Raw genomic sequence first — 21,541 nt, 5'->3', positions numbered from 1 at the left:
CTGAAAGCGTAGTAACAACGAATCATGAGAAGTCAGCCGAGCCCATAGTAGTGAGGAAACTTCTGTAATGGAAGTGGAGCGAAGGGGTGAACAACTAATTGAAGTAATCCTACTTCACTTGTGCCTGTAAAACGAACGGTCTGATAGAACTGGACTCTGTCACGTACTGACTAGATGAAAGTTCACTAATATAAGATGTCCCTCAGGCACCAAAACAAGAAAGGAATACGCACATGTCAAAATTGCTAGATAAGATATTATCACGCGAAAATATGCTGGAAGCTTACAATTAAGTAAAATCCAATAAGGGCTCAGCTGGGATTGATGGAATTACTATCGAAGATATGGATAATTATCTCAGACAAAACTGGCGCCTGACTAAGGAACTGATAAAACAGAGAAAATATAAGCCTCAACCAGTTCTCAGAGTTGAGATTCCCAAACCAAACGGAGGTATCCGTCAACTAGGAATTCCAACAGTTATGGATAGAATGATTCAATAGGTCATTGTTCAAGTCATTAGCCCTATCTGTGAACCCCATTTCTCAGATACGAGCTATGGATTTAGACCAAATAGGTCGTGTGAAAAAGCTATCATGAAGCTCTTAGAGTACTTAAATGACGGCTATGAGTGGATAGTGGATATAGACCTAGAGAAATTTTTCGATGAGGAAATTTATCTCCTCTCTTATCCAATATCATGCTTAATGAATTGGACAAGGAATTAGAAAAGAGGGGACTTCGATTTGTGCGCTACGCAGATGATTGTGTGATTACGGTCGGAAGCGAGGCTGCCGCTAAGCGTGTGATGTATTCAGTCAGTCGTTTTATTGAGAAACGGCTAGGTTTGAAAGTAAACATGACCAAGACTAAGATTACCAGACCAAGAGAGTTGAAATATCTAGGTTTTGGGTTCTGGAAATCATCAGACGGTTGGAAAAGTCGTCCACATCAAGATAGTGTTCGGAGATTTAAGCTTAAATCACAGAGGAAATGGAGTATAGACCTAACAAGACGTATTGAGCAACTGAATTTGTCTATTCGAGGATGGATAAACTATTTCTCATTGGGAAATATGAAAAGTATAGTCACTAGCATAGATGAGCGCTTGCCTACTCGCCTACGAGTGATTATCTGGAAGCAATGGAAGAAGAAATCTAGACGATTATGGGGATTGCTTAAGTTAGGGGTTCCTAAATGGATAGCAGATAAGGTATCTGGCTGGGGCGACCACTATCAATTAGTAGCTCAGAAGTCGGTACTTAAACGTGCGATATCAAAACCAGTCCTTGAAAAACGTGGACTGGTTTCGTGTTTGGATTATTACCTTGAACGACATGCGTTAAAAGTAGTTGAACCGCCGTATGCCGAACGGCACGTACGGTGGTGTGAGAGGGGCTAGAGATTATCCCCTACTCGATTGTAAAATCGTATAGTGTTACTGTCTATCTTATTTTGAAGAGAAAGCAAAAATCCCTATAAAATGTTTAGGGATTCGATTATTTCATTAAGAACAATTCAACAATCATCTCGATATACATGACAAGGGTTAATAAGAATCCTGCACGCCAGAAGAATTTGATGAATTTAGGATAGTAAAAGCTGCGTTTTTTCAAAAGGAAGAAAAAAACAAGAATAATGGCTAGGAGTGAGAGGGCTAGGCCTAGTCTAGGGAGGAAATTATGGGTAAAGGTTTTAGCTGTGATTAGGTAGTACTCAAATACCAAGACTGGAAAAGCCAAATCCGCAAAGTTTCGTCCTAGTTTTTTTAATCTAAAAAGTTTGGTTATGATAATGCAGACTACTAAGGTCAGTATCAATAATAAAATAGATGCTAATTTCATTAAAATCATATCCATATTGTATCATAAAAAGTCGCTAAAGGAAATGAGAAACAGAGGAATTTATAGGAAAGTCAGGCTTTTGAGATTGTGGGTGTTTTTTGTTATAATGAAAGTTATGAAATCTTATAATACCTTGAATGATTATTATCGGAAACTCTTTGGAGAAAAGACTTTTAAAGTCCCTATTGATGCGGGGTTTGACTGTCCCAATCGTGATGGGACTGTGGCTCATGGAGGCTGTACTTTTTGTACGGTTTCAGGTTCTGGAGATGCTATCGTAGCACCGGACGCGCCTATTCGTGAGCAATTTTATAAGGAAATTGACTTTATGCACCGTAAGTGGCCGGATGTTCAAAAGTATCTGGTTTATTTTCAAAATTTTACCAACACCCATGAAAAGCTGGAAGTCATCCGAGAGCGCTATGAGCAGGCTATCAATGAGCCAGGTGTAGTAGGAATCAATATCGGAACGCGCCCAGATTGTTTACCAGACGAAACTATCGAATATTTGGCTGAGTTGTCGGAACGCATGCATGTGACAGTTGAATTGGGCTTGCAGACCACTTATGAAGCAACCTCTGATCTGATTAACCGTGCCCATTCCTATGAGTTGTACGTGGAAACGGTCAAGCGTTTGAGAAAGTATCCCAAGATTGAGATTGTTTCCCATCTGATCAATGGACTTCCTGGTGAAACCCATGAGATGATGATTGAAAATGTCCGTCGCTGTGTCACGGATAACGATATTCAAGGGATTAAACTGCATTTGCTTCACCTGATGACCAATACGCGTATGCAACGTGATTACCACGAAGGACGCTTGCAACTGATGAGCCAGGACGAATATGTCAAGGTTATCTGTGACCAATTGGAGATCATTCCCAAGCATATCGTCATCCATCGAATCACAGGAGATGCACCTAGGGATATGCTGATTGGTCCTATGTGGAGCCTCAATAAATGGGAAGTCCTCAACAGCATTGAGATGGAGATGAGACGTCGTGGAAGTGTTCAAGGATGCAAGGCTGTAAAACAGGAGTTTGAAAATGAAAAGACCACTTGAGATGGCACATGATTTTTTGGCTGAGGTTGTAACTCAGGACGATATCGTAGTGGATGCGACTATGGGAAATGGCCATGACACGCTTTTTCTGGCCAAGCTAGCCAAGCAAGTCTATGCCTTTGATATTCAGGAGCAAGCCTTGGAAAAGACCCAAGAGCGTTTGAACCAAGCTGGCCTGACAAATGCCCAGTTAATCTTGCAAGGTCATGAGACACTGGATCAGTTTGTGACAGAAGTCAAGGCAGGAATTTTTAATCTGGGGTATCTGCCGTCAGCTGATAAGTCTGTCATCACCCGACCACAGACAACGATTGAAGCATTAGAAAAGCTGTGTGGCTTACTTGTCAAAGGGGGCCGGATTGCTATCATGATCTATTATGGTCATGAAGGAGGCGACCTCGAGAGGGATGCTGTCTTGGATTTTGTTAGTCAGTTGAACCAACAAGAGTACACAGCTGCCATCTACAGAACTTTAAACCAAGTCAACAACCCACCATTTTTAGTAATGATTGAAAAATTAGAGAGATATAGACATGGATAAACAATACCTACGTGAAAAGCTGGATGCCATGCGCCAGAATTTTGTTGAGTCAACCCACCACGAACGAGCGGTGGGTGTGTTAGACCAAGCACACATGAGCAAAAAAATGCTTAAAATCAAGAAAAAATTAGTTGCTCTTGAAATGGAACGGTGCCAGAGAAAAATTGAGCACAAAGACTGTTCCAAGATTGACCAAAAAATCAAAGAGCAGAAGGAGATATTTGAATCCTGTTGTAAAAAAGATTAAGGAGGAAGTACGTGGAATTACTGATTTACCTCATCCTATTTTTACTGGTTTTGATTGTCTCGAGTACAACCAATAAGCTCCTGCCCTTTTTGCCCCTCCCTTTGGTGCAAATTCTTTTGGGAATCGTGATTGGTCTCTTTTTACCCAATGCTGACTTTCACCTCAATACGGAGTTGTTTTTGGCACTGGTTATCGGGCCCTTGCTTTTCAGAGAGTCGGAAGAAGCGGATATTACGGCTATTTTAAAACACTGGCGAATCATTGTTTATCTCATATTTCCAGTGATTTTCATCTCGACCTTGAGTTTGGGAGGCTTGGCACATCTTCTTTGGTTTAGTATTCCTTTGGCAGCTTGCTTGGCTGTTGGGGCGGCCCTTGGACCAACGGATTTGGTGGCCTTTGCCTCTCTTTCTGAGCGCTTTAGCTTTCCTAAGCGCGTCTCCAATATCCTTAAGGGTGAAGGACTCTTGAATGACGCATCTGGTTTAGTGGCCTTTCAGGTAGCTTTGACAGCTTGGACAACTGGGGCCTTTTCCCTTGGGCAAGCTAGTAGTTCGCTCATCTTTTCAATTCTAGGCGGTTTTTTGATTGGCTTTTTAACAGCCATGATCAACCGTTTCCTTCATAGCTTCTTGCTAAGTGTGAGAGCAACGGATATTGCTAGTGAGCTCCTTCTGGAATTGAGTTTGCCCTTGGTAACCTTCTTCCTGGCAGAAGAAGTCCACGTTTCAGGGATTATTGCCGTTGTAGTTGCTGGGATTTTAAAGGCAAGTCGCTTCAAGAAAATCACGCTCCTCGAAGCCCAAGTGGATACGGTGACCGAGACGGTCTGGCACACAGTGAACTTTATGCTCAACGGTTCTGTCTTTGTGATTTTAGGGATGGAGCTGGAAATGATAGCAGAGCCTATCTTGACCAATCCAATCTATAATCCCCTACTTTTATTGCTATCTCTTATAGCCCTGACCTTTCTCCTCTTTGCCATTCGTTTTGTCATGATCTATGGCTATTATGCCTACAGGACACGACGCCTCAAGAAAAAACTGAATAAGTATATGAAGGACATGCTTCTCTTGACTTTCTCAGGCGTTAAGGGAACGGTGTCGATTGCTACGATTCTTCTGATACCAAGTAATCTAGAGCAGGAGTATCCTCTCTTGCTTTTCCTCGTCGCAGGTGTGACACTTGTAAGCTTTTTAACAGGTCTCTTGGTCTTGCCCCATCTTTCGGATGAACAGGAAGAAAGCAAGGATTATCTCATGCATATTGGAATTTTGAATGAAGTAACGATAGAGTTGGAAAAAGAGTTGGAAGATACCAGAAATAAGCTCCCTCTCTATGCAGCCATTGACAATTATCATGGACGTATTGAAAATCTCATCCTGAGTCAAGAAAATAAGGGGGCTCAAGAAGACTGGGAGGCCTTGAAACTTCTCATCCTCAGTATTGAAAGTGATGGTTTAGAACAGGCTTACGAAGAGGACAAGATGAGTGAGCGTGCCTATCGAGTCTACCAACGTTATTTGAAAAACATGGAACAAAGTATCAATCGCAAGTTTGCTTCACGATTGACCTATTATTTCCTTGTTTCCTTGCGAATTTTACGTTTTCTCCTTCACGAAGTCTTTACCTTTGGTAAGACCTTCCGCAGTTGGAAAAATGAAGAATCACAGAAACTCAGAGCCCTTGACTATGACCAAATTGCAGAGCTCTATCTAGAAAATACAGAGATGATTATCGAAAGTTTGGAGAACCTTAAAGGGGTTTATAAGAGTTCTTTAATCAGCTTCATGCAGGATTCTCGTCTCCGAGAAACAGCTATTATCACAAGTGGTGCCTTTGTCGAACGGGTTATCAATCGTGTCAAACCCAACAATATCGATGAAATGCTGAGAGGCTATTATCTGGAGCGCAAGTTGATTTTCGAATATGAAGAAAATCGATTGATTACGACCAAGTATGCCAAGAAGTTACGACAAAATGTAAATAACCTAGAGAACTATTCCTTGAAGGAAGCTGCCAATACCCTGCCTTATGATATGATGGAATTGGTAAGAAGAAATTAATCAAGATTATAAGTGAAGGAGTGTGACATGAAAAAGTGGTGGAAAGAGCAGATAGACAAGCCTTTAGTAAAAGCTTTTTTGCATTATTATCAAGCATCAGATAGTGAGTTGACCAGTGTTGCTGTAGCCTACTATTGGTTGATTTCGATTTTTCCACTTCTTTTGGTGGTGGTTAATATCCTCCCTTATTTTCGGATTCCAGTTTCTAATTTTTTAAAGGTTGTCAATGAATTCTTGCCGGAAAGCATGTATGATGTGGTGGCAAAGATTATCACAGAAGTGCTAACCCAACCTTCAACAGGCTTATTGAGTTTTGCGGTTTTGTCAGCTCTCTGGACCTTTTCAAAATCCATGAATTTCCTACAGAAAGCCTTTAATAAAGCTTACGGAGTAGCAAAAAATCGTGGAATGATTTCCCATCAGCTCATGAGTTTGTTTGTCAGTTTTGGCTTGCAGATTCTCTTTGCCTTAGCTCTATTTCTCAGTGTCTTTGGTCGCATGCTCCTCAACCTTATCAAAAGTTACTGGAAATCGGATAGTCCTCTCTTTAATTATCTGCAAGACCTAACAGGTCCCTTGGTCTATGCTTTGATTTTTGCAATCTTGGTCATGCTTTATTATTTCCTGCCCAATGTTAAGGTGCGAAGGATTCGACATGTATTGCCAGGTAGTTCCTTTGTCATGCTGACTCTGGTCTTACTACTTAATATCTTTTCAGTCTATGTCAACAATTATGTCAATCACCTAGTGGACGTCCGTTTTTTCAGTTCCGTCGTCGTGGTGGTCATGATGTTCTGGTTTATTCTCATCGCTAAGATTTTGATTGTCGGTGCGGTGATCAATGCCAGTGTTCAGAGTTTGAAAGATACGAGCTTGAGAACAGACTAATTTATTTTTTATCTATAACAAAACGCATACTATCAAGGTTGATGTGTACTGACCCCAAAAAGGCGGCAAAAAGCAAGCACCTGCAAGCAACGTGCCGAAATGGTCAAATCCTGATTATGTCAACGAATTAGACCCAAAAATCGTTGATATGCTAGTAGAATTTCACAAGTCGCAAGGCACTTTGGAAACTCCCGAGGCGCAAGCAGAAATCGCCCAAAAACGTGAAGAAATCGAGCAAAAGAGAGCTGAGCTTGAGGCTAAAAAACAAGAACTTTTGAACCGCTTGAACAAATAGAGTTTCGCAAGTATTATGCTTACAAATTACTTGAGCAATTAACTAAAATATAAACCCTGCCTATATATAAAGGTAGGGTTTATATTTTAGAAATTCACGTAGGTTGTTTCGGTTTTTACATACCCAGTATAGTCTGAGTTTCTATAGAATTCAGTGATAAACTTCCATTTTCTTTGAGAAATATGGATATAAGTACTTGTTATGTAGTATGGATATGGGCTTTGTGAATCCAAGTAAGACTGATAAGCTTGTATACCAAAATATGCTCCACCAATTATGCCACCCCATGGGGCACCCAATATAGAACCTATAAGGCCAAACATCGCGGTTATTCCAGAATCAATCATGAATTGAGCGAATGTGTTGGCTTCTTTATTCCCATGTATTGTGTTGACGTAATTCCAAACATTAGGATCGTATGATCTAAAAGATATATTTAGGTCGATTTCATTCTTTTGATAAGCCATATAAAATGACCCATTGATATAGACGCCATCAGCACGTCGTTCAATAGTGTCTACACTTCCATTTGGATTGACCACCTCAAGAACTTCATCACTTAAAATATTTACTTGCGTATCTCCGAACCGCACTGATGAGCCATTCTCAAACTGAACCTCACCAGATACAACTTTAGAGTTTGCCGATAAGCTATCATCAGCAAAAACAACAAGCGACGGGGAAATGCTAGACATACAGAAAATAGACATAACTAGCAAACACATGCATTTAAACATCTTAGACATAACGGAAACTCCTTTGTTTTTTTGATTTTTTTCAACTTTTGTTATACAATAAAACCAAATAAAAAGAAAGCGGTAACAATATGCTTAAGGCGAAAATTTTTTATATATTTTTATTTTTGATCGTTGTCGAAACTACAGGCTTGTTGTTGTTGAAAAGAGGTCTAGAAATGGGTTATTTAGACACAGAAGCTATTATCCTCGCAATTTTTTCATTTGCTTTTTACAACCTATGTTCATTCGGTTGGGTCTACTTTACAATAAAAAACAATAAAAAATAAATAGACGTATTTTCAAAAAAAGATTACATATTTATCTCAGTAAAACGACGGTTTAAATCGTCGTTTTTTTGTATAACTCCCCCTGAAATTTATTTTAATTATGCAAATTTCACGTATTTTTGGTGCTGAGACAACGATTCTGAGAGCTTTTCAGACTTTTTTGCGACTGTCTAATCATTAGAAAAGCTTAGAGCACCAAAGGATAATGCCTGATAATGAACTGCACCCCAAAAGTTAGACAGAAAAAATCTAACTTTTGGGGTGTTTTTATTATGAAATTAACTTATGATGATAAAGTTCAGATCTATGAACTTAGAAAACAAGGATATAGCTTAGAGAAGCTTTCAAATAAATTTGGGATAAATAATTCTAATATTAGGTACATGATTAAATTGATTGATCGTTACGGAATAGAGTTCGTCAAAAAAGGAAAAAATCGTTACTATTCTCCTGATTTAAAACAAGAAATGATTCATAAAGTCATACATGAAGGCTGGACTAAAGATAGAGTTTCTCTTGAATACGGCCTCCCAAGTCGTACGATACTTCTTAATTGGCTAGCACAATACAAGAAAAACGGGTATACTATTGTTGAGAAAACAAGAGGGAGACCAACTAAAATGGGACGTAAACGGAAGAAAACTTGGGATGAAATGACAGAACTAGAGCGACTCCAAGAGGAGAATGAACGCTTACGTACTGAGGTGGCTTACTTAAAAAAGTTAAAAGAGCTGGAAGACAGGGACGAAGCCATACAGCGAGAAAGGCAGAGACAATTAGAGAAATGGCTTCAGGAGGATTTCGACTAGATTTACTTCTTGAAGTGACTCGTTTACCTAGCTCAACTTACTATTATCAGTTGAAGGAACTAGATGGGCTTGACAAAGATAAAGATCTTAAAGCTGAAATTCAAGCTATTTTTACTGAGCACAAAGGAAATTATGGCTATCGCCGAATAACTCTTGAATTGAGGAATCGTGGTCATATAGTAAACCATAAGAAGGTCCAACGTCTGATGAAAATCCTTGGTTTAAGTGCTCGAATTCGCCGTAAACGAAAGTATTCTTCCTACCAAGGAGAGATTGGCAAGAAAGCAGAGAATATCATTCAACGCCAGTTTGAAGCATCGAGACCAATGGAAAAGTGTTATACGGATGTGACAGAGTTTGCCATTCCAAATAGCACGCAGAAATTGTATTTATCGCCTGTTTTAGATGGATTTAACAGCGAAATTATTGCTTTTAATCTTTCTTGTTCTCCTAATTTAGAACAAGTAAAAAAGATGTTGGAACAGGCCTTCACAGAGAAACACTACGAGAATACGATTCTCCATAGTGACCAAGGTTGGCAATACCAACACGATTCTTATCATCGGTTCCTAGAGAGTAAGGGAATTCAAGCATCCATGTCACGAAAGGGCAACAGCCCAGACAACGGTATGATGGAATCTTTCTTTGGCATTTTAAAATCCGAAATGTTTTATGGCCATGAGAAAAACTTTAAATCACTTAATCAATTGGAACAAGCTATTATAGACTATATCGATTACTACAACAACAAACGAATTAAGGTAAAACTAAAAGGACTTAGCCCTGTACAATACAGAACTAAATCCTTCGGATAAATTAATTGTCTAACTTTTTGGGGTCAGTACAAAGCTTCATTGCTTGTTTGATAGGTTTTTTTAGGCTCTTTGTCAACTGTAGTGGGTTGAAGAAAAGCTAAGCTCGAGAAAGGACAAAATTTGCCCTTTCTTTTTTGATGTTCAGAGCAATAAAAATCCTTTTTTTGAAGTTTTCAAAGTTTCGAAATCCAAAGGCATTGCGCTTGATAAGTTTGATGAGATTATTGGTCGCTTCTAATTTGGCGTTTGAATAGGGTAGTTGAAGGGCATTGACAATCTTCTCTTTATCTTTGAGGAATGTTTTAAAGACAGTCTGAAAAAGAGGATGAACCTGCTGCAGATTGTCTTCAATGAGTCCGAAAAATTTGTCAGGCTTCTTGTCCTGAAAGTGAAACAGCAAGAGTTGATAGAGATGGTAGTGGTGTTTCAAGTCCTCTGAATAGCCCAAAAGCTTGTCTAAAATCTCTTTATTGGTCAAGTGCATACGAAAAGTAGGACGATAAAAACGTTTATCGCTAAGTTTACGACTATCCTGTTGGATGAGTTTCCAGTAGCGTTTGATAGCCTTGTATTCATGAGATTTTCGTTCAAACTGATTCATGATTTGGACACGCACACGACTCATAGCACAGCTTAGATGTTGTACAATATGGAAACGATCTAGAACGATTTTAGCACACGGAAAAAGTTTTCTAGCCAAGTCATAGTAGGGACTAAACATATCCATAGTAATGATTTTCACTCGACATCGGACTGCCCTATCATATTTAAGAAAGTGATTTCGGATAATAGCTTGTGTTCTACCTTCAAGAACAGTGGTGATATTGAGTTTTTCAAAATCTTGCGCAATGAAACTCATCTTTCCCTTTGTAAAGATATACTCGTCCCAGGACATAATCTGTGGAAGGCGAGAAAAATCATGTTTAAAGTGAAAGTCATTGAGCTTGCGAATAACAGTTGAAGTTGAAATGGACAGCTGATGAGCAATATCGGTCAAAGAAGTCTTTTCAATCAGCTTTTGAGCAATTTTTTGATTAATGATACGAGGGATTTGATGATTTTTCTTTACTAGAGGAGTCTCAGTGACCGTCATTTTAGAGCACTGATAGCACTTAAAACGGCGTTTTTTAAGGAGAATTCTAGTAGGCATACCAGTTGTTTCGAGGTAAGGAATTTTAGAAGTCTTTTGAAAGTCATATTTCTTCATTTGACTTCCACAATCAGGACAAGATGGGGCATCGTAGTCCAATTTAGCAATGATTTCCCTGAGTGTATCCCTATTGATGATATCTATAATTTGAATATTAGGGTCTTTAATGTCTAGTAATTTTGTGATAAAATGTAATTGTTCCATATGAATCTTTCTAATGAGTTGTTTTGTTGCTTTTCATTATAGATATTATGGAACTTTTTTTCTACAACAAAATAGGCTCCATAATATCTATAGGGGATTTACCCACTACAAATATTATAGAGCCATAAGAAATTGAAACCGAGGAAATCCTCGGTTTTTAGGTGACATTTTTACGAAAAATCGGTAAATTTGAGCATAATATCTTGTAAAAAATTCTAAAATCCTTTAAAATAAAAGAGTTGGAGGAATTTATGAATGTAAATCAGATTGTACGGATTATTCCTACTTTAAAAGTTAATAATAGAAAATTAAATGAAACATTTTATATAGAAACCCTTGGCATGAAGGCCTTGTTAGAAGAATCAGCCTTTCTATCACTAGGTGATCAAACAGGTCTAGAAAAGCTGGTTTTAGAAGAAGCTCCAAGTATGCGCACTCGTAAGGTAGAGGGAAGAAAAAAACTAGCTAGATTGATTGTCAAAGTGGAAAATCCCTTAGAAATTGAAGGACTCTTATCTAAAACAGATTCGATTCATCAATTATATAAAGGTCAAAACGGCTACGCTTTTGAAATTTACTCTCCAGAAGATGATTTGGTTTTGATTCATGCGGAAGATGACAGAGAAAATCTAGTAGAAGTAGGAGAAAAACCTGAGTTTCAAACAGATCTGGAGTCAATTTCTTTAAGTAAATTTGAGATTTCTATGGAATTACATTTTCCAACTGATATCGAAAGTTTCTTGGAAGTATCTGAAATTGGGGTGTCACTTGATTTTATCCCAGCTCAGGGTCAAGATTTGACTGTGGACAATACGGCTACTTGGGACTTATCTATGCTCAAGTTCTTGGTCAATGAACTAGATATAGAAAGTCTGCGCCAGAAGTTTGAGTCTACCGAATATTTTATTCCTAAGTCTGAAAAATTCTTCCTTGGTAAAGATAGAAATAATGTTGAATTGTGGTTTGAAGAAGTATGAAGTGGACCAAGATTATTAAAAAAATAGAAGAACAAATCGAGGCAGGAATTTATCCCGGAGCCTCTTTTGCGTATTTTAAGGACAATCAATGGACGGAGATCTATGTAGGCCAGAGTGACCCAGAGCATGGCTTGCAGACTGAGGCAGGACTAGTTTATGATCTAGCCAGTGTCAGCAAGGTTGTTGGGGTAGGTACTGTTCTCACCTTCTTGTGGGAAAGAGGTCAATTAGATATTGACAGACCAGTAACCGATTTTTTACCTGAAAGTGATTATCCAGACATCACTATTCGCCAGCTCTTAACCCACTCTACAGATCTTGATCCTTTTATTCCCAATAGGGATCTTTTAGCAGCCTCAGAATTAAAGGACGCGATGTTTCATCTCAACAGACGAAGTCAGTCAGCCTTTCTTTATTCGGATGTCCATTTTTTGCTGTTAGGTTTTATCTTGGAAAGAATCTTTAATCAAGACTTGGATGTGATTTTACAAGAACAAGTGTGGAATCCTTGGAGAATGACGGAAACCCAGTTTGGTCCTGTTGAACTTGCTGTTCCAACAGTTAGAGGTGTAGAGGCAGGTCTGGTACATGATCCCAAGGCTCGCCTCCTAGGCAGACATGCTGGTAGTGCTGGTTTGTTTTCGACTGTAAAGGATTTACAAATCTTTTTGCAGCACTATTTAAAGGATGATTTTGCAAGAGATTTGAGTCAAAATTTTTCTCTTTTGGATGACAAGGAACGTTCTTTAGCATGGAATTTGGAAGGAGATTGGCTAGACCATACGGGCTATACAGGTACATTTGTCATGTGGAATCGTCAGAAGAAAGAAGCGGTCATTTTCCTATCGAATCGTACCTATGAAAAGGATGAGCGGGCTCAATGGATTTTAGACCGTAATCAGGTGATGGACTTGATTCGCAAAGAAGAGTAAGGAGAGACATGTCAAACAGTTTAAAAGGGACTTTACTAACAGTTGTAGCTGGTATTGCTTGGGGCTTATCAGGAACGAGTGGCCAATACTTGATGGCACATGGAATTTCTGCTCTGGTCTTGACCAACTTGCGCCTTTTAATCGCTGGTGGGATTCTCATGCTCTTGGCTTATGCTACTGCAAAGGATAAAATGCTGGCCTTTTTAAAGGATAGAAAGAGTTTGCTGTCACTTCTCATTTTTGCACTGATTGGCCTCTTCCTCAATCAATTTGCCTATCTAACTGCTATTCAGGAAACCAATGCAGGGACCGCAACGGTGCTTCAGTATGTTTGTCCTGTTGGGATTTTGATTTATAGCTGTATCAAGGATAAGGTGGCACCGACCCTGGCAGAGATTATTTCCATCATATTAGCCATTGGAGGGACCTTCCTCATTGCGACCCATGGGCAACTTGACCAGTTATCCATTACACCTTCTGGCCTATTCTGGGGTCTCTTTTCTGCCTGGACTTATGCTCTGTATATCATTTTGCCAATAGCCTTGATTAAGAAGTGGGGGAGTAGCTTGGTCATTGGTGTGGGAATGGTCATAGCAGGTTTGATCGCCCTTCCTTTTACAGGGGTTCTACAGACTACTATCCCAACTAGTCTTGATTTTCTTCTTGCTTTTGCAGGCATTATCCTTATTGGGACTGTCTTTGCCTATACAGCTTTCCTAAAAGGAGCCAGTCTGATTGGACCGGTCAAGTCAAGTTTATTAGCTTCTATTGAACCAATTTCAGCGGTTTTCTTTGCCTTCCTAATCATGAATGAACAATTTTATCCTATTGATTTTCTTGGTATGGCAATGATATTGTTTGCTGTAACTCTGATTTCTTTGAAAGATTTACTCTTAGAGAAATAAACAAAAAATGAAAGTAGATGATAGCCACTCTTAAAGAGGGGTTATTTTTACTAGTAAACGTCTTTAAATCTAAATGAATTAATGAAATTTTATAAAAGTTTAAGCCTTTTTTCTTAAAATATTTATATGAGTATAGAATACCTGGAGAAAATATGAATATTTTTAAAAAAATACATCCATCTAAACCTCAAAAATACTTGAGATGGTTTGACATTGTGATTATTACGATCATAATGTTTGGTCAGTCTATAATTCGTTCAACTGAGCTATTTTTAGCAAATACGTTTCCAACGGGTGCATCAAGTACAGTAGGGACAGTTAGACAGGCTGCAAGCGAAGGTGCGGCTTATTTTAGTAATTTTACCCTGCAAGCTATATTACTGACTGTGACCTTACTCTATCTTTTGATTCGAAATTATGATTTTAAACAGCTTCCTATTCGCTGGAATTGGTCCATTATCTTTTGGGTTCCATTTATATTTGCTTTAGTGGGATTGTTTGGAGACTTGGTTACAACTCTCACTGGTAAATACAATTACTTTAATCCAGACCTTTTTGCCTATATAGATTTCACGCAAATAATAGGAAAGTTCTTAGCTCTCAGCCCGATAGCGATTGCCTATGCCTTGCTAAATGGATTTTATGAAGAGTTTTTCTTTCTAGGTTTGTTAACTTCAGTGAAGGAAAAACACAAGTGGTTGATTTTGATTTATTCTACTAGTATTCGTATTTCCTTCCACACCTATCAAGGATTAGTATGGGCTTTGGTAATCGGTGTAGTTTATGGCTTATTCTATTATTTCTTATACAAATATAAAATTAAAAATCTCCTTCCATTCTTTCTCATGCATGCTTTAGCAGATATGTTTGGTTCTAGCCTGATCTATCTATTGGTTGCTTGGGGGACTTAAAAATTAGAAAAGTCCACTCAGTTGTCTGAGCGGACTTTTTGTGTCAAGACGTTTAGTCTTTATTTTCGTATGGCAAGATTAAGTTCAAGATGATTCCTGTCATGGCTGATAGGGCAGTACCTGAAAGGGTAACTGGACCAAGTTTAAGGATAGCTCCTCCAAGTCCAAGTACCAACATAGCACTTGCGATGATTAGGTTACGCATTTGAGCGAAATCAACACGTTCTTTGATCAAGACTTTCAAACCGTTGCTGGCGATAACTCCGTAGAGAAGGATTGACATACCACCAAGTACAGCATTTGGAATGGTTGAAATCAAGGCAGTGAATTTACCAAGGAAGCTAAGGGCAATCGCGATGAAGGCAGCGTTACGGATAACTGAGACAGAAGCGATACGAGTCATACCGATAACCCCTGTATTTTCTCCGTAAGTTGTATTGGCTGGTCCACCAAGGAAGGCAGAAACAGAAGTTGCGATACCGTCACCAAGAAGAGTACGGTGAAGACCTGGTTCTTTCAAGAATTGACGACCACAGATTTGACCCAAAACAGTATGGTCTCCGATATGTTCAGAAATTGTTACGATAGCGATTGGCAAGATAGCGATGGTTTCTGGACCAAAGTAAAGATTGTATTCTTTAAAGGCACCACCTGTGCTAAATGGCAAGTAGAAACCAGGAATTTCAAACCAGTTAGCTTCTAGGACAGGCGTAAAGTCAACCAAGCCAAGAGTTAGTGCGAAGAGGTAACCACCGATAATGGCAAAGAGGAAAGGAATGATTCGTAGGAAGCCTTTTCCTTTTGTATTGATAAAGGCAGCAATCAAGAACGTAACAACGGCTACAAGAGCATTTTTCCAATTTCCGTCTGCTACAAGACCTGCATTGGTAACAGCTGAACCTGCAAGTCCAAGACCGATAACGATGATCATAGGACCGATAATGATTGGTGGCAAGAGTTTATCAATCCATTTTGTTCCTACAAATCGGATGCTGGTAGCAACAAGGACATATACCAAACCAGTCAAGATAACCCCTGTTTGGGCAGCAGATACATCGCCACCCATTTCTTTCATAGCAAGTGACATAGCTGTGATAAAGGCAAATGAAGAACCTAGATAAACTGGAACTTTAAAACCAGTTGAAATCATGTAGATGAGTGTCCCAACACCTGAAGCAAAAAGGGCAACAGATACAGGCATTCCCAAAATCAATGGTACCAAGATGGTCGCACCAAACATAGCGAAAACGTGTTGGAAGCTAAGGAGAATTCCTTTTCCAGCCGAAGGACGTTGGTCAACGTCTAGTAACAAATCAACAGTTGATTCTTGTTTCATATAAACCTCACTTTTGGGCATCAAAAAAGAGCCCATTATTTTACAGCAATAGGCCCTCAGAGTAAGACTTCTTTAAAATCTAGACTTTAAAGAGTTTCAAATATTTCTGTGTCTTCGTCACCTCACGGGATGACATTAAAAACCTTTGCTTGTGATAGTATAGCAAAAATTACAAACTTTGTAAATATTTTTTTACTAAAAATAGCATAAAAATCTAGTTATCCGCATAAAAACTGGACTTATCACACTTTATCAAGGTCAAAACCACTCAATTTACTACTAATTTACTACTTATGAATGAGCTTTGATACGACGATTTATCCTTGAAAAGTGAAGATATAAAGATACTTCCAATAAAATTTGAATATTTAATAGGTAGACACTTCAAAAAATGAGGTGTCTATTTTTTTACCCGATTTTGAAAGGAAGTGAACTTATGAAAACAAAAAATCAAGAATCAAAAGGTCGTTCCCCACTCTTTAAGACCATCAAACATTCATTCAGCCAATAAAAAAGAAAGGATAGGTAAAAATATGGAACTTAAATTTGTGATTCCCAACATGGAAAAAACATTCGGCAATTTAGAATTTGCTGGCGAGGATAAAGTCGTTCAGCGAAGAATCAACGGACGGCTAACTGTCTTATCAAGAAGCTATAATCTCTATTCTGATGTTCAAAGAGCAGATGATATTGTGGTGGTGCTTCCTGCTGAAGCTGGCGAAAAACATTTCGGCTTTGAGGAACGTGTGAAGTTAGTCAATCCACGTATTACCGCAGAGGGCTACAAAATCGGCACTCGTGGTTTTACAAATTACCTTTTACATGCTGACGACATGATAAAAGAATAAAGAAAGAGAGGAAAAATGATGAGATTAGCAAATGGCATTGTATTAGATAAAGACACGACTTTTGGAGAATTGAAATTCTCTGCTCTACGTCGTGAAGTGAGAATCCAAAATGAAGACGGGTCGGTTTCAGATGAAATCAAGGAACGTACCTATGACTTAAAATCCAAAGGACAAGGACGCATGATTCAAGTAAGTATTCCTGCCAGCTTGCCTTTGAAAGAGTTTGATTATAACGCACGGGTGGAACTTATCAATCCCATTGCGGACACCGTTGCTACTGCCACCTATCAAGGAGCAGATGTTGACTGGTATATCAAGGCAGACGATATTGTGCTGACAAAGGATTCTAGTTCATTCAAAGCTCAACCACAAGCAAAGAAAGAACCGACACAAGACAAATAGTCGCTAGGTAGAAAGGAGACTTTTTCGCATGAAACAGCGTGGTAAAAGGATTCGCCCATCTGGTAAAGATTTAGTCTTTCATTTTACGATAGCGTCACTCCTGCCTGTTTTCCTGCTGGTTGTCGGACTGTTTCATGTGAAGACAATCCAGCAGATCAACTGGCAGGATTTTAACCTATCACAAGCAGATAAGATTGACATTCCCTATTTAATTATCAGTTTCAGTGTCGCAATTCTTATCTGCTTGCTGGTAGCGTTTGTATTCAAACGGGTTCGCTATGATACGGTTAAACAACTTTACCACCGTCAAAAACTGGCAAAGATGATACTTGAAAACAAGTGGTATGAATCTGAACAGGTCAAAACAGAGGGTTTCTTTAAAGATAGTGCTGGTCGTACAAAGGAAAAGATAACCTACTTCCCTAAAATGTATTATCGACTTAAAAATGGCTTGATACAGATACGGGTGGAAATCACGCTGGGAAAATATCAAGACCAACTCTTACACTTGGAAAAGAAATTAGAGAGTGGCTTGTACTGTGAGCTGACGGATAAAGAGTTAAAGGATTCCTATGTGGAATATACTTTGCTCTATGACACCATAGCCAGTCGTATTTCTATTGATGAAGTAGAAGCTAAAGATGGTAAACTTCGCTTAATGAAAAACGTATGGTGGGAATATGATAAGCTCCCTCATATGTTGATTGCTGGTGGTACAGGTGGCGGTAAAACTTACTTTATACTGACACTGATTGAAGCCTTGCTTCATACAGATTCAAAACTGTATATTCTTGACCCGAAAAATGCTGACCTTGCGGACTTAGGTTCTGTGATGGCAAATGTCTACTATAGAAAAGAAGACTTGCTTTCTTGCATTGAAACATTCTATGAAGAAATGATGAAACGTAGTGAGGAAATGAAGCAGATGAAGAACTATAAGACTGGCAAAAATTATGCTTACTTAGGTCTCCCGGCACACTTCTTAATCTTTGATGAATACGTCGCTTTCATGGAAATGCTGGGAACAAAAGAAAACACCGCAGTTATGAATAAGCTGAAACAGATTGTCATGTTAGGTCGTCAAGCTGGCTTCTTTCTAATACTGGCTTGTCAACGTCCAGACGCAAAATATTTAGGCGACGGAATCCGTGATCAGTTTAATTTCAGAGTGGCTTTAGGTCGTATGTCTGAAATGGGCTATGGCATGATGTTTGGCAGTGACGTACAAAAGGATTTCTTCTTAAAGCGAATCAAAGGTCGTGGCTATGTTGATGTAGGAACAAGTGTCATATCAGAGTTTTATACTCCCCTTGTACCAAAAGGATATGATTTCTTGGAGGAAATTAAAAAGTTATCCAACAGCAGACAGTCCACGCAGGCGACGTGCGAAGCGGAAGTCGCAGGTGTGGACTGATCTTGCTGGCTGGTGTGGCAATAGCCACGCCAGCACTTAACCCCCCGTATCTGTACTGACCCCACAAAGTTGGACAAATAATTATTGAAAGGATTTAGTTCTGTATTGCACAGGGCTAAGTCCTTTTAGTTTGACTTTGATTCGTTTATTGTTGTAGTAATCAATATAGTCTACAATAGCTTGTTCAAGGTCTTCTAAAGACCTAAAGTGCTTCTCGTAACCATAAAACATTTCCGATTTCAAAATGCCAAAGAAGGACTCCATCATACCATTGTCTGGGCTGTTGCCCTTGCGTGACATGGATGCTTGAATTCCCTTACTCTCTAGGAATCGATGATAAGAATCGTGTTGGTATTGCCAGCCTTGATCGCTATGGAGAATGGTATGCTCGTAGTGTTTCTCTGTAAAGGCCTGGTTTAACATAGCTTTCACTTGTTCTAAGTTTGGTGAAGTTGAAAGGTTATAGGCGATAATTTCGCTATTAAAGCCATCTAAAACAGGCGATAAATAGAGTTTCTGTGTGCTATTTGGAATGGCAAATTCTGTCACATCGGTATAGCACTTTTCCATTGGCCTTGATGCTTCAAACTGACGTTGAATGAGATTCTCTGCTTTCTTGCCAATCTCTCCTCGATAGGAAGAATACTTTCGTTTCCGACGAATTCGAGCTGTTAAACCAAGGACTTTCATCAGACGTTGGACCTTTTTATGATTCACCACAAAACCGCGATTTCTTAGTTCAAGAGTAACTCTACGATAGCCATAATTTCCTTTATGGTCATTATAAATGGCCTGAATTTCGGTTTTAAGCTCTTTATCTTTGTCAAGTCCATCTAGTTCCTTCAACTGATAGTAGTAAGTTGAGCGAGGTAAACGAGCCACTTCAAGAAGTAAATCTAGTCGAAATCCTCCTGAAGCCATTTCTCTAACTGTCTCTGCCTTTCTCGCTCTAAGGCTTCGTCCCTTTCCTCTAACTCTTTTAACTTTTTTAGGTAGGCCACCTCGGTACGTAGACGTTCATTCTCCTCCTGAAGTCGCTCTAATTCTGTCATTTCTTCCCAAGTTTTCTTTCGTTTACGTCCCATTTTAGCTGGTCTCCCTCTTGTTTTCTCAACAATAGTATACCCGTTTTTCTTGTATTGCGCCAGCCAATTTTTCAACAGCGAACGATCAGGCAAAGCATAATCCAAAGCTACACTTCTTTGTGAACGACCTTCCAGCAGAACTTTATCGATTATTTCTTGTTTTAATTCTGGGGAATAGTAACGATTCTTCCCTTTTTTGACGATTTCTATTCCATAACGGTCAATCAATGTCACCATGTATTTTAGACCAGAAACATCCACACCAAATCTTTTCGAAAGCTGTTTGAATCTTTGACCTTGCTTTCTAAATTCATAGATCTGAACTTTATCACCATAAGTTAATTTCATAGTAAAAACACCCCAAAAGTTAGATTTTTTTCTGTCTAACTTTTGGGGTGCAGTTCAATCTAACAGGGGGGTACAAATCGACAGGAAACAGTCAAAAAAACATTAGAAAATCCTTTGGTTACAAGGGATTTACAAAATTTCAGCGTATGTCAAATGGGCTTTAAAAGTTGACATACGCCTTTTTGATTGGAGGGATTTTTACTGAATGAACAAACTTGGTTACAGCATTTAAAAGAAAAACGCTTGGCTTATGGACTATCTCAAAACCGTTTAGCTGTTGCGACTGGTATTACAAGGCAGTATCTAAGCGATATTGAAACAGGAAAAGTCAAGCCATCAGAGGATTTACAGCAGTCCCTTTGGGAAGCTCTGGAACGCTTCAATCCCGACGCTCCCCTTGAAATGCTGTTTGATTATGTAAGGATTCGCTTTCCGACAACAGACGTACAGCAGGTGGTCGAAAACATCTTACAACTGAAACTGTCCTATTTTCTTCATGAGGACTATGGTTTCTATTCTTATTCAGAGCATTATGCTTTAGGCGACATATTCGTCCTTTGCTCCCATGAACTGGACAAAGGAGTTCTGGTGGAATTGAAAGGTCGTGGGTGCAGACAATTTGAAAGCTATCTTCTGGCACAACAAAGAAGCTGGTATGAGTTCTTTATGGACGTTTTGGTGGCTGGCGGTGTGATGAAACGCCTTGACCTTGCCATTAACGATAAGACAGGGATTTTGAATATCCCTGTACTCACTGAAAAGTGCCAACAGGAAGAATGTATCTCCGTCTTCCGCAGTTTTAAAAGCTATCGCAGTGGCGAACTGGTACGCAAAGAGGAAAAGGAATGTATGGGAAACACCCTCTATATCGGTTCATTACAAAGTGAAGTTTATTTCTGTATCTATGAAAAGGACTACGAGCAGTACAAGAAAAATGATATTCCCATTGAAGACGCAGAAGTAAAAAACCGTTTTGAGATTCGATTGAAAAATGAGCGTGCCTATTATGCAGTCCGTGATTTACTCGTCTATGACAATCCAGAGCATACCGCCTTTAAAATTATCAATCGGTATATCCGTTTTGTAGATAAAGACGATTCCAAACCTCGTTCTGATTGGAAACTGAATGAAGAATGGGCTTGGTTTATTGGGAACAATCGTGAACGATTAAAACTAACCACAAAACCAGAGCCTTACTCCTTCCAAAGGACGCTGAACTGGCTATCTCATCAAGTTGCCCCGACCTTAAAGGTTGCGATTAAACTTGATGAAATCAACCAGACGCAGGTTGTAAAAGACATTCTCGACCATGCGAAACTGACAGACCGACACAAGCAGATTTTGAAGCAACAGTCAGTAAAAGAACAGGACGTGATAACAACAAAAAAAGGATATCTGTCAACCATACCAGTTGACAGATATCCAAAAAAAGATATA

Annotated in this window: 19 protein-coding genes and 3 pseudogenes; 17 read left to right on the top strand and 5 right to left on the bottom strand. The window is 39.1% G+C overall.

From position 1 onward, the window contains the following. The first annotated feature begins 233 nt into the window (after nt 1-233). Nucleotides 234-1,402, top strand: a pseudogene (locus ACLV7W_RS07070) (group II intron reverse transcriptase/maturase). 97 nt (nt 1,403-1,499) lie between these two features. Here ACLV7W_RS07070 and ACLV7W_RS07065 read toward each other — a convergent pair. Continuing rightward, complete coding sequence (locus ACLV7W_RS07065) at nt 1,500-1,859, bottom strand: DUF3397 family protein (RefSeq protein WP_004269933.1); 360 nt, start codon at nt 1,857-1,859, stop codon at nt 1,500-1,502. Nucleotides 1,860-1,950: 91 nt separating this feature from the next. Here ACLV7W_RS07065 and ACLV7W_RS07060 point away from each other — a divergent pair, with 91 nt between their 5' ends. From ACLV7W_RS07060 to ACLV7W_RS07035, 6 genes are all read left to right on the top strand, one after another. Next, nucleotides 1,951-2,907 (top strand): TIGR01212 family radical SAM protein, encoded by a 957-nt coding sequence (locus tag ACLV7W_RS07060; RefSeq protein WP_371508887.1) that lies wholly within the window; start codon nt 1,951-1,953, stop codon nt 2,905-2,907. Beyond that, on the top strand, nt 2,891-3,448 hold the full coding sequence (locus tag ACLV7W_RS07055; protein ID WP_261073652.1) for a tRNA (mnm(5)s(2)U34)-methyltransferase: 558 nt from the start codon (nt 2,891-2,893) through the stop codon (nt 3,446-3,448). The genes ACLV7W_RS07060 and ACLV7W_RS07055 overlap by 17 nt, the downstream gene beginning before the upstream one ends. Beyond that, the gene (locus tag ACLV7W_RS07050; RefSeq protein ID WP_000361085.1) at nt 3,441-3,695 is read left to right on the top strand and encodes a hypothetical protein; all 255 of its coding nucleotides are present in this window, start codon (nt 3,441-3,443) and stop codon (nt 3,693-3,695) included. Before ACLV7W_RS07055 ends, ACLV7W_RS07050 begins: the two co-directional genes overlap by 8 nt. A gap of 11 nt (nt 3,696-3,706) precedes the next feature. Further along, entirely contained in the window at nt 3,707-5,761 is a 2,055-nt protein-coding gene (locus ACLV7W_RS07045) for a cation:proton antiporter (RefSeq protein WP_049542831.1), read from the top strand. Nucleotides 5,762-5,788: 27 nt separating this feature from the next. Further along, complete coding sequence (locus tag ACLV7W_RS07040; RefSeq protein WP_411865687.1) at nt 5,789-6,649, top strand: YihY/virulence factor BrkB family protein; 861 nt, start codon at nt 5,789-5,791, stop codon at nt 6,647-6,649. A gap of 91 nt (nt 6,650-6,740) precedes the next feature. After that, entirely contained in the window at nt 6,741-6,944 is a 204-nt protein-coding gene (locus tag ACLV7W_RS07035; RefSeq protein WP_411865686.1) for a hypothetical protein, read from the top strand. 86 nt (nt 6,945-7,030) lie between these two features. On the opposite strand, the gene ACLV7W_RS07030 is transcribed toward ACLV7W_RS07035, so the two are convergent. Then, entirely contained in the window at nt 7,031-7,639 is a 609-nt protein-coding gene (locus tag ACLV7W_RS07030; protein ID WP_411865936.1) for a hypothetical protein, read from the bottom strand. Nucleotides 7,640-8,240: 601 nt separating this feature from the next. On the opposite strand from ACLV7W_RS07030, the gene ACLV7W_RS07025 reads away from it, so the two are divergent. Next, a protein-coding gene (locus ACLV7W_RS07025) for an IS3 family transposase (protein ID WP_411865375.1) occupies nt 8,241-9,592 on the top strand; the annotation gives its coding sequence in 2 pieces (ribosomal slippage) (nt 8,241-8,682 and nt 8,682-9,592; 1,353 coding nt in all). Nucleotides 9,593-9,689: 97 nt separating this feature from the next. Here ACLV7W_RS07025 and ACLV7W_RS07020 read toward each other — a convergent pair. Further along, on the bottom strand, nt 9,690-10,946 hold the full coding sequence (locus ACLV7W_RS07020) for an ISL3 family transposase (RefSeq protein WP_411865685.1): 1,257 nt from the start codon (nt 10,944-10,946) through the stop codon (nt 9,690-9,692). Between the two features lie 251 nt (nt 10,947-11,197). Between ACLV7W_RS07020 and ACLV7W_RS07015 the strand changes: the two genes are divergently transcribed. From ACLV7W_RS07015 to ACLV7W_RS07000, 4 genes are all read left to right on the top strand, one after another. Next, nucleotides 11,198-11,923 carry a CppA N-terminal domain-containing protein gene (locus tag ACLV7W_RS07015; protein WP_411865684.1) on the top strand — a complete coding sequence of 242 codons (726 nt, stop codon included), beginning with the start codon at nt 11,198-11,200 and terminating at the stop codon, nt 11,921-11,923. Then, nucleotides 11,920-12,855 (top strand): serine hydrolase domain-containing protein, encoded by a 936-nt coding sequence (locus ACLV7W_RS07010; RefSeq protein WP_411865683.1) that lies wholly within the window; start codon nt 11,920-11,922, stop codon nt 12,853-12,855. The genes ACLV7W_RS07015 and ACLV7W_RS07010 overlap by 4 nt, the downstream gene beginning before the upstream one ends. 8 nt (nt 12,856-12,863) lie before the next feature. Then, a complete protein-coding gene (locus tag ACLV7W_RS07005) occupies nt 12,864-13,760 on the top strand; it encodes a DMT family transporter (protein ID WP_411865682.1) in 897 nt (298 codons plus the stop codon). Between the two features lie 152 nt (nt 13,761-13,912). Then, a complete protein-coding gene (locus ACLV7W_RS07000) occupies nt 13,913-14,671 on the top strand; it encodes a CPBP family intramembrane glutamic endopeptidase (protein ID WP_411865681.1) in 759 nt (252 codons plus the stop codon). A 52-nt stretch (nt 14,672-14,723) separates the two neighbouring features. On the opposite strand, the gene ACLV7W_RS06995 is transcribed toward ACLV7W_RS07000, so the two are convergent. Further along, nucleotides 14,724-16,007 (bottom strand): uracil-xanthine permease family protein, encoded by a 1,284-nt coding sequence (locus ACLV7W_RS06995; RefSeq protein WP_050089512.1) that lies wholly within the window; start codon nt 16,005-16,007, stop codon nt 14,724-14,726. 533 nt (nt 16,008-16,540) lie between these two features. Here ACLV7W_RS06995 and ACLV7W_RS06990 point away from each other — a divergent pair. The 3 genes from ACLV7W_RS06990 to ACLV7W_RS06980 are packed head-to-tail and all read left to right on the top strand — an operon-like array spanning nt 16,541 to nt 18,671. Beyond that, nucleotides 16,541-16,855: a YdcP family protein gene (locus ACLV7W_RS06990; protein ID WP_000420682.1), complete on the top strand. Its 315-nt coding sequence runs from the start codon at nt 16,541-16,543 to the stop codon at nt 16,853-16,855. Between the two features lie 15 nt (nt 16,856-16,870). Beyond that, nucleotides 16,871-17,257 carry a YdcP family protein gene (locus ACLV7W_RS06985; protein WP_148876440.1) on the top strand — a complete coding sequence of 129 codons (387 nt, stop codon included), beginning with the start codon at nt 16,871-16,873 and terminating at the stop codon, nt 17,255-17,257. A gap of 28 nt (nt 17,258-17,285) precedes the next feature. Continuing rightward, nucleotides 17,286-18,671: an FtsK/SpoIIIE domain-containing protein gene (locus tag ACLV7W_RS06980; RefSeq protein ID WP_000813488.1), complete on the top strand. Its 1,386-nt coding sequence runs from the start codon at nt 17,286-17,288 to the stop codon at nt 18,669-18,671. 81 nt (nt 18,672-18,752) lie between these two features. On the opposite strand, the gene ACLV7W_RS06975 is transcribed toward ACLV7W_RS06980, so the two are convergent. Further along, a protein-coding gene (locus tag ACLV7W_RS06975) for an IS3 family transposase (RefSeq protein WP_142358424.1) occupies nt 18,753-20,104 on the bottom strand; the annotation gives its coding sequence in 2 pieces (ribosomal slippage) (nt 18,753-19,663 and nt 19,663-20,104; 1,353 coding nt in all). Nucleotides 20,105-20,163: 59 nt separating this feature from the next. Between ACLV7W_RS06975 and ACLV7W_RS06970 the strand changes: the two are divergent. Continuing rightward, nucleotides 20,164-20,268: pseudogene (locus tag ACLV7W_RS06970) on the top strand (conjugal transfer protein); the annotation flags it as partial. Nucleotides 20,269-20,290: 22 nt separating this feature from the next. Beyond that, a pseudogene (mobT, locus tag ACLV7W_RS06965) lies at nt 20,291-21,493 on the top strand (MobT family relaxase); the annotation flags it as partial. Nucleotides 21,494-21,541: the final 48 nt, after the last annotated feature.

Origin of the sequence: Streptococcus mitis, assembly GCF_965111735.1 — a bacterium.
Classification (GTDB): domain Bacteria; phylum Bacillota; class Bacilli; order Lactobacillales; family Streptococcaceae; genus Streptococcus; species Streptococcus mitis_DR.
The sequence above is the reverse complement of the archived record's forward strand: the minus strand, read 5'-3'. Positions and strand labels throughout refer to the sequence as shown.